The sequence below is a fragment of the Kitasatospora sp. NPDC057595 genome, from assembly GCF_042800875.1.
In the GTDB taxonomy this organism is placed as follows: domain Bacteria; phylum Actinomycetota; class Actinomycetes; order Streptomycetales; family Streptomycetaceae; genus Kitasatospora.
The window spans coordinates 1-1,365 of record NZ_JBHVGL010000069.1 but is presented as its reverse complement, the minus strand read 5'-3'; the positions used below and the strand labels follow the sequence as shown (position 1 = coordinate 1,365).

At 42.4% G+C, this 1,365-nt stretch carries 3 protein-coding genes; 1 reads left to right on the top strand and 2 read right to left on the bottom strand.

Annotated features, from left to right (window positions below):
• Positions 1–280: 280 nt before the first annotated feature.
• Positions 281–451, bottom strand: a complete 171-nt coding sequence (locus ACFU9E_RS35505; RefSeq protein WP_208561537.1) for a hypothetical protein — start codon at positions 449–451, stop codon at positions 281–283.
• 119 nt (positions 452–570) lie between these two features.
• Here ACFU9E_RS35505 and ACFU9E_RS35500 point away from each other — a divergent pair, with 119 nt between their 5' ends.
• Positions 571–1,050, top strand: a complete 480-nt coding sequence (locus ACFU9E_RS35500; RefSeq protein WP_048407174.1) for a DUF3967 domain-containing protein — start codon at positions 571–573, stop codon at positions 1,048–1,050.
• A 10-nt stretch (positions 1,051–1,060) separates the two neighbouring features.
• Here the strand turns inward: ACFU9E_RS35500 and ACFU9E_RS35495 are convergent, their stop codons facing one another.
• Positions 1,061–1,303, bottom strand: coding sequence for a hypothetical protein (locus ACFU9E_RS35495; protein WP_380715709.1), 243 nt, complete (start codon positions 1,301–1,303; stop codon positions 1,061–1,063).
• Positions 1,304–1,365: the final 62 nt, after the last annotated feature.

Sequence of the window (1,365 nt, the reverse complement as noted above, 5' to 3'; positions counted from 1 at the left end):
CTCCATGAAACCGCCTTTCTAAAAGCTTTTCCTCTCCTTCCGTCAACACTAAACCCTCAAAGCCAAGGGTTGCTCTTACATATTTCATCCCTGTTTCAAAATCAATCTCTTGCATTACTACCCCCTCCTCTTTATCAAAAGCCCCTGCGGGTCATTTCCGCCCGTACGCCCCAATTTATTTGGTGCGTATAACTGGGCACTCCGTGATCCATGAGTAACCACAGATATTTTTAGCCATATTATGAATAAGCCCGTTTTGATGCACACTCAAAGGATGGGTTCATTCTACACTTTCGTTTGGCTTACTTTTCTTGTCAGATTCAACCCCAAAAGAACTGACCAGGATTCCTCGGGTTTCCTTATCAGTTCTTTCTTTTTCTCCGCTCCAAAACAAACTCGAACTTAAAAAATCGCCTTTAACCCCTTGATATAACTGACTTTCTCCGTTCATTTAGTAACGCAGCGTTCCTTTTCAATTGCACCCTTTTACAAAACAACTCAAATAAAGGGTGCAGTACTTAAAGGGCTTTAGCCTCGCTATAGCGAACCCTTTTTAAGGGGTGATTCGTGATGGATATGGGAGTTAAATTATCGTCAAAAGACGTCGCAAAACATCTCGGTATAGAGCCTGTGACCGTCCGCAAGTATGCAAGTATGCTTGAAGAACAAGGGTATTCATTCAATAAGGACTCAAAAGGATGGCGACTCTATACCGAGGATGACGTAAAGACTTTAGAGTATCTATGTACAATGACTAAAATCAATGGACACTCACTCGACGAAACGGTAAAGCATATAGCCAGCCTATATCGTTCAAAACTGACCATATCGGATACCGCTACATCGCTACAAGACAATCCTTTGGTCGAATTCATGAAACGACAGGAAGAATTCAACCGCCACATGGCAGAACGGATGGAACGATTCGAAAAAAGACAGCAAGAAAGGCACGAGACACTCACCGCTGCATTACGTGAGTCCCTTGAGACACAAAAAATGATCGCAGCCACCAAACAAAAAAAGTGGTGGAAATTTTGGAAGGGCAATTGATTGCCCGTTTTCACCGCTCTAATTCATTGTCCTTGTATTTATTGGCTTCTCTAGGCATTCCAGCCGTACGGAAAAACGATGCCGCTAACTTCCGCATCTTTGGTAATTTTTCTTTAGCCCACTGAACCATTTTGTCTTTCCATTGTTCCAGTACGGCAACTCTCTCTTTTAGTGTCTTATTTTCTTTTTTTAACGCCTTGTTTTCTCCAGCCACTTTTTCAAGCGTTTGATTCTGCTTCTTGGCGAAACTCAAAACCTCAGCATACTGACCGTTTCTCTTATCAAGTTCCTGTTTTAGCTATAGGCTCTCCTCAG